The 6,385-nt window shown below is 74.2% G+C and carries 6 protein-coding genes; 4 read left to right on the forward strand and 2 right to left on the reverse strand.

Annotated features, from left to right (window positions below; translation table 11 throughout):
• Positions 1-410: 410 nt before the first annotated feature.
• The gene (locus ACWDNY_RS31005) at positions 411-1,205 is read right to left on the reverse strand and encodes an HAD family hydrolase (RefSeq protein WP_451649139.1); all 795 of its coding nucleotides are present in this window, start codon (positions 1,203-1,205) and stop codon (positions 411-413) included.
• Positions 1,206-1,473: 268 nt separating this feature from the next.
• Positions 1,474-2,445, reverse strand: coding sequence for a ScbA/BarX family gamma-butyrolactone biosynthesis protein (locus ACWDNY_RS31010; RefSeq protein WP_451649140.1), 972 nt, complete (start codon positions 2,443-2,445; stop codon positions 1,474-1,476).
• Positions 2,446-2,555: 110 nt separating this feature from the next.
• Here ACWDNY_RS31010 and ACWDNY_RS31015 point away from each other — a divergent pair, with 110 nt between their 5' ends.
• From ACWDNY_RS31015 to ACWDNY_RS31030, 4 genes are all read left to right on the forward strand, one after another.
• Complete coding sequence (locus ACWDNY_RS31015; RefSeq protein ID WP_451649141.1) at positions 2,556-3,191, forward strand: ScbR family autoregulator-binding transcription factor; 636 nt, start codon at positions 2,556-2,558, stop codon at positions 3,189-3,191.
• Positions 3,192-3,412: 221 nt separating this feature from the next.
• Positions 3,413-3,715 (forward strand): nitrilase-related carbon-nitrogen hydrolase, encoded by a 303-nt coding sequence (locus ACWDNY_RS31020; RefSeq protein ID WP_451649142.1) that lies wholly within the window; start codon positions 3,413-3,415, stop codon positions 3,713-3,715.
• Positions 3,712-4,995 (forward strand): aspartate aminotransferase family protein, encoded by a 1,284-nt coding sequence (locus ACWDNY_RS31025; RefSeq protein WP_451649143.1) that lies wholly within the window; start codon positions 3,712-3,714, stop codon positions 4,993-4,995. The genes ACWDNY_RS31020 and ACWDNY_RS31025 overlap by 4 nt, the downstream gene beginning before the upstream one ends.
• Before the next feature lie 30 nt (positions 4,996-5,025).
• A partial coding sequence (locus ACWDNY_RS31030; RefSeq protein WP_451649144.1) for a PucR family transcriptional regulator ligand-binding domain-containing protein occupies positions 5,026-6,385 on the forward strand: 1,360 nt, incomplete at its 3' end.

The following is a 6,385-nucleotide window of genomic DNA, read 5'->3' on the forward strand; positions in this document are numbered from 1 at the left end:
CGCGCTCGTCGCCGACTGTCGTCCCGAGCATCGCAGAAGACGTCCCCGAGGTGCCCACGCCGCGCTCCGGACGACCACGTCGGCGCGGACTCGGCCCCGGCTGGAAAGGTGTCCGGGCTACCGGCTGACTCCTGCAGCGGCTCACTGGCACCCGTCGCGCTCGTACCGGCCCATAGGCCGCACCCGCACCGGTAGCGCCGTACCGGCCCACCGGCCGTACCGATCGCGCCCGTACCGCCCCACCGGTCGCATCCGCACGGCCACTCCGGCCGCACCGGTCGCGCCCGCACCGACCGCACCGACCGCACCCGAACCTGTCGCGTCCGCGCCGCCCCTACCGGCCGCACCGCCCGTCGGGTCCGCCGTGACGGCGCGGACGGCGCGGACGGCGCCGGTCGGCCGGTCGGACGTCAGGGCGCGGCCGGGGTCTCGAATCGGGCGGGGCTGCCCGGCCGGGCCGTCGGCACCGTCGGCCCGGCCGGTGCCGTCGGCGGGGCGCCCGGGGCGGCCTCGCGGCGCAGGTCCGTGGGGCGGCTCGCCGCCCAGGCCGCCAGGCCGGGGTTGTCCAGCCCGCCGACCCACAGGTCGGCGAGGGCGGCGGCCTCGGGCCCGGGCCGCGGCCCCACCCCGACGACCCGCAGCCCCGCGCCGGCGGCGGCTCTCAGCCCGTTGACCGAGTCCTCCACCGCCAGGGCGTCGCCGGGCTTCACGCCGAGGGCCCGTACGGCCTCCGCGTAGGTGTCGGGGTGCGGTTTGGGGCGGACTGCCCCGCCGGGCACGACGAGGTGCCGGAAGTGGTGCCGCAGGCCCACGGACTCCAGGCAGAACTCCACCACGTCCGCCGGGCAGTTGCTGGCCACGGCCAGCGGTGCGACCCGGCTCAGGTCCTCCACCAGGTCCCGCGCCCCGGGCATGGCCACGGGGTGGCGCGCGGCGAGGACGCGGAAGGTCTCCAGGAGGTGCCGTGTCAACTCCTCGGCGTCGTCCGGACGGCCGGCGAGCCGCGCCATCAGGGCGCCGCACTCCGTGTAGTGCAGGCCCTTCACGCGCTCGGCGAACTCCGCGTCGGGAGCGTACCCGGCGGCGCGCAGGACGATGGAGCGGGCCTCCTGCCAGTGCTGTTCGGAGTCCACCAGCGTGCCGTCGCAGTCGAAGACGACGGCTTCGGGCGTCCAGTCGAGGTCGAACATGTGATGTGTCGTCATGTGCTGTTGCCGTTCTGGGGCAGGACGGAACTGCCGGAAGGCGGCACGATCCGCCGGTCAGGAGCGTCGGTGCGCCCGCGAGGAATCCTTCACTTCGCCGATGGTGCGAATTCGCAGGCGGTCAAGGCCGGTTGACGAATGCAGCGGCCACGCGCAGCGGACTGCGGTGGTCCCGATACCATTCGGAACCGGAAACGTAATGAACGTTACGCTCCCTTTCCGGCGGCGTGAATGTTCGACGACGCAATACGCACGTGTGGGTGACGCTTCACGGGTAGCGGAGAACGCCCTCGGCCGTCGTTCCGCCGCCCTGCCGGAATGCGAAAACGCCGGTGCGGTCCCGGACGGAACAGCGAATGACGGCGGGTGGCGTGTGTTCCGTGAATCTCAGGGCCGACAGGCGGCCGGAAACCGGCCGGACCAGACGCCCCCGGCTGCGCAGGGCGATTGCCTGCCGTGCCGCCTCCAGCAGGGCCATTCCCGGCACGTGGTCCGTGCCGTGGTCGAAGAGGAAGGGATGGCGGGGGTCGGCGGGGACGGCCAGCAGGTCGTCGCCCGCCACGAGGACGACGACGTCGGACTCCGACGCGAGCCCCAGCGGCGCGGGTTCCGGCCGCGCGCCGTCGGGCGGCACGGGCGCGGTGGTGGCCGGCGGCACGGACGCCGTGGCGGCCGACCGGACCTCCTCGTACCGTGCGGCGTCCAGGAACCGCGCCCCGCCCGACGCCCGCGCGAACGTCCGGCCGCCGGCCAGGAAGGCGGCCCGCAGGCGCAGCCCGGTCACCGTGTCACCGTCCCGGCCGGTGCGCAGGTCACCGGCGGACACCAGGCAGGTGATCTCGCTGGCGCCGTGCGGCGCCCGGGGCTCGGCGGCGGGGTCGAGGGTGAAGGACAGGTCGCTGATCAGGAAGCGGGCCGTGCCCGGTACGCCGAGGTGGCGCAGCGGGATGTAGATGCCGAGCTGCCGCAGGGTCTCGGCGACCATCCAGGGGCTGTGCCGTTCGTCGCGCCCGCGGGGGAACGTGGGGTGCGAGCGAGGCCAGGCGGCGGCCGCGCAGAAGGCGAGCGGGCCGCACCGGCGGACGTCGGTCAGCAGTACCTCGGCCACCGAGACGCGGTGCACGAGTTCCCGCTCCACCGTCCTGGAGCGGCTCAGCGAGGAGAGGAAGGCGTCGTCCACACCGCGGCCGAACCGGGGTAACGAGGTGTTCGAGTCCCGTGTGCGCTGCCCGGAGTCCATGGAAAAAGGCTAATAAGACTATTGCGGGTCCCGCATGCGCGGTCTTCCCGGTCGCGCCGGAAAGGCCGCTACATTCCTCCTTGCGACCACCTAGGGACAAGGACGAACGCGTGCAGGAACGTGCGGAGGAAACCCGCAGGGCCGTATTGCAGGCGGCAGCTCATCTGTTCTACGAACGGGGATATGTGGCCACCAGTATCGCGGACATCAGCGAACGGTCCGGCCGCACCAGTGGCGCGGTCTACTTCCACTACACCAGCAAGGAACAGCTCGCCCTCGCCGTGGTGAACGCCCATTTCGCAGCCTGGCCCGCCCTGGTCGAGCGGCACGAGGCCACCACCGCGCCGGCCCTGGAGAAACTGGTGCGGCTGAGCTTCGCGGTCGCCCGGGCGTTCCGCGACGACGTCCTCGTCCGCGCGGGCGCGCGGCTGTGGTCCGAACGGCGCGCCATCGATGTGGACATGCCTCCGCCGTTCGTGGACTGGATCGCCACGGTCGAACGCATGCTCGCCAAGGCGGGCGCCGACGGGGAACTCGCCGCCTCGGCGGACCCGGGCCGCGACGCCGCCACCGTGGTGGCCGCCTTCTTCGGACTGCACACGCTCTCCGACGTCCTCGACGGACGCCTGATGATCGAGGACCGCCTGACCCACCTGTGGCTGCTGCTGCTCCCCGGTCTCCAGGCCGACCCGGCGCCCCAGGCCCTCCTGGCACGGGCGGGGACCCCGCTGCCCGCCCCGTCCTGACGGCTCCCCGGCGCCCGCGCACGCCGGGGAGCCGCGTCGCGGGACGCCCCGGCTGCCCCGCCCGCCGGCGCCGTCACTCACCCACCGGAGTGCGAAACGAGATCGACTCGGCACTTTGACGACGATGGTCTTGGCAAGGCCGTCGCGGAGGCTTACGTTCGACCCTCTACGGCCTGCTCTACGGGTGTAGAGGCTCTGACGTCGCGTCGAAGGAGCAGCTCATGGCCGGCATCGTCCGCGCGGCACTGGTCCAGGCCACCTGGACAGGCGACACCGCGTCCATGGTCGCCAAGCACGAGGAGCACGCCCGTGATGCGGCCCGTCAGGGCGCGCGGATCATCGGGTTCCAGGAAGTCTTCAACGCCGACCCGCGCGGGCAGTTCGTCGGTGACGTCGCCGGCGACACCAAGGAGGAACTCGTCGTCCGCGACCTCGACTTCGACCTGATCGACCAGGTGCGGCAGCAGTGGGCCTTCTACCGCGACCGCCGCCCCGACGCCTACGAAGGGCTGGTGCAGCCATGAGCGACCTGTACGCCCGCCACCGGGCCGTCCTCCCCGACTGGCTCGCCCTCTACTACGACGACCCGCTGGAGATCACCCACGGCGAGGGCCGCTACGTCTGGGACGCCGACGGCCGGCGGTACCTGGACTTCTTCGGCGGCATCCTGACGACGATGACCGCGCACGCCCTGCCCGAGGTGACCAAGGCGGTGAGCGAGCAGGTGGGGCGGATCATCCACTCCTCCACGCTCTACCTCAACCGGCCGATGGTCGAACTCGCCGAGCGCATCGCCCAGCTCAGCGGCATCCCGGACGCCCGTGTCTTCTTCACCACCTCCGGCACCGAGGCCAACGACACCGCGCTGCTGCTGGCGACGACGTACCGGCGCAGCAACACGATCCTGGCCATGCGCAACAGCTACCACGGCCGCTCCTTCAGCGCCGTCGGCGTCACCGGCAACCGCGGCTGGTCCCCGACGTCGCTGTCCCCGCTGCAGACGCTGTACGTCCACGGCGGCGTGCGCACCCGCGGCCCGTTCGCGGACCTCGACGACGCGGGCTTCGTCGCGGCCTGCGTCGACGACCTCGAGGACCTGCTCGGCCACACCCGGGCACCCGCCGCACTGATCGCCGAGCCCGTCCAGGGCGTCGGCGGCTTCACCTCACCGCCCGACGGCCTGTACGCGGCGTTCCGGGAGGTGCTGCGCGAGCACGGGATCCTGTGGATCGCCGACGAGGTCCAGACCGGCTGGGGCCGCACCGGCGACCACTTCTGGGGCTGGCAGGCCCACGGCCGCAGCGGCCCGCCCGACATGCTCACCTTCGCCAAGGGCATCGGCAACGGCATGTCCATCGGCGGCGTCGTCGCCCGGGCCGAGGTCATGAACTGCCTGGACGCCAACAGCATCTCCACCTTCGGCGGCACCCAGATCACCATGGCGGCCGGCCTCGCCAACCTCACCTACCTCCTGGAGCACGACCTCCAGGGCAACGCCCGCCGCGTCGGCGGCCTGCTCATCGAACGGCTGCGGTCCGCCGCCGCACAGCTGCCCGGCGTGCGGGAGGTCCGCGGACGCGGACTGATGATCGGCGTCGAACTGGTGAAACCTGGCACCGACGAGGCCGATCCACGGGCGGCCGCGACCGTGCTGGAGGCCGCCCGCGACGGCGGGCTGCTCATCGGCAAGGGCGGCGGCCACCACACCAGCGCCCTGCGCGTCGCACCGCCGCTCAGCCTGACCGTCGCGGAGGCCGAGGAGGGCGCCGCGATCCTCGAACGCGCGCTGAGGAGCGCGTGGTAGCAGCACCGGCCCGAGCAAGGGAACACCGCCATGGCCACCGCCTCGGAGCCACGGAAGCCGCTGTCCCCCGCCCGGCCCCCCGGGCGGCCCGGGCCCGGCCCGCTCGAGCCTCCCGGGGGGCCCGCACGGCCACCGGAGCCGGCCCCCGACCGGGCGGCCCCGGGGCCCACGGAACCGCCGGGGCCCCTGCTGTCGGTGCGGCAGGTCCTGACCCTCGAGCGGGTCCTCGCCGGGGAGCCCGAGGTGGTCGCCGGCGCCGGCCGGCTGGACCGGCCCGTGCGCTGGGTGCACGTCGCCGAGGCAGCCGACGTCGGCGTGATGCTCAGCGGCGGCGAGATGGTGCTCACCACCGGCGTGCTGCTCGCCGGCGACGAGGACAAGCAGACCGAGTACATCCGGTCCCTGCACCGTGCGGAGGCCGCGGCCGTCGTCCTCGGACTCGGCCGCGCCTTCCCCGCCGCGCCGGAGGCGATGCGCCGCGCCGCCGAGCGCTGCGGGCTGCCCCTGGTCGTCCTGCACCGCCCCTTTCCCTTCGCCCAGCTCACCGAGGAGGTCCAGTCCCGGCTGGTGCGGCGCAACTTCGCCGCCGTCAGCCTGTCCGAGGAGGTCCGCACGGCGCTCACCGGGCTGATCACCACGGGCGCCCCGTTGCAGCGCCTGCTCGACGAGGTGGCGCGGCACAGCGCCTGCCCCGTCGTCCTCACCAACCTCGCCCACCGCGTCCTCGCCACGGCGGGGGAGCGGTCCGCGGTGGACGACGTGCTGCGCGACTGGGAGCGCATCGCCCGGCAGGCATGGGGGCACCACCCAGGCCTTTCAGGCACTGGGGGAGGCACCGAGGGCGACGGGTGGATCCGCGCCGAGCTGGCCGGGCGCGGGGAGCGGTGGGGCCGCATCGTGCTGTGCGGGCACCGCGGCGACACCGCCACCGGACAGCTGCTCGCCGACCGTGCCGCCGAGGCCGTCGTCCTGCACCGGATGCTCGGCGGCCCCGCCGCGAGCTGGGAGGAGCAGTCCGCGCGGAGCCTGCTGACCGACCTGGAGAGCGAGGTCGTCCCGGCCCGGCGCCTGCTGCCCCGGGCCCGCGCCGCCGGACTCCCCGTCAACCGGCGCACGTTCGTGCCGCTGGCCGTCCGCGGCGGCGGCGCCGCCGGACTCGACCGGCTGCTGCGGCTGCTGGGACTGCCCGGCCTGGTCGCCGCTCTGCCCGGCGGCACCACCGCCGTCCTGCTCAGCCTCGCCCGGGACCAGGACGCCGACGCGCTCACCGCGCGCCTCGCGGACCGGCTGCGCACCGAGTCGGGCTCGACGAACTGGGGCGCGCGGCCCGCCGGTGACCGTGCCCGCGGCCGGTGCGCGGCGGTGACGGTGCCGGCGGCCGCCGGTGACG

It is taken from the genome of Streptomyces sp. NPDC003697 (assembly GCF_053587115.1).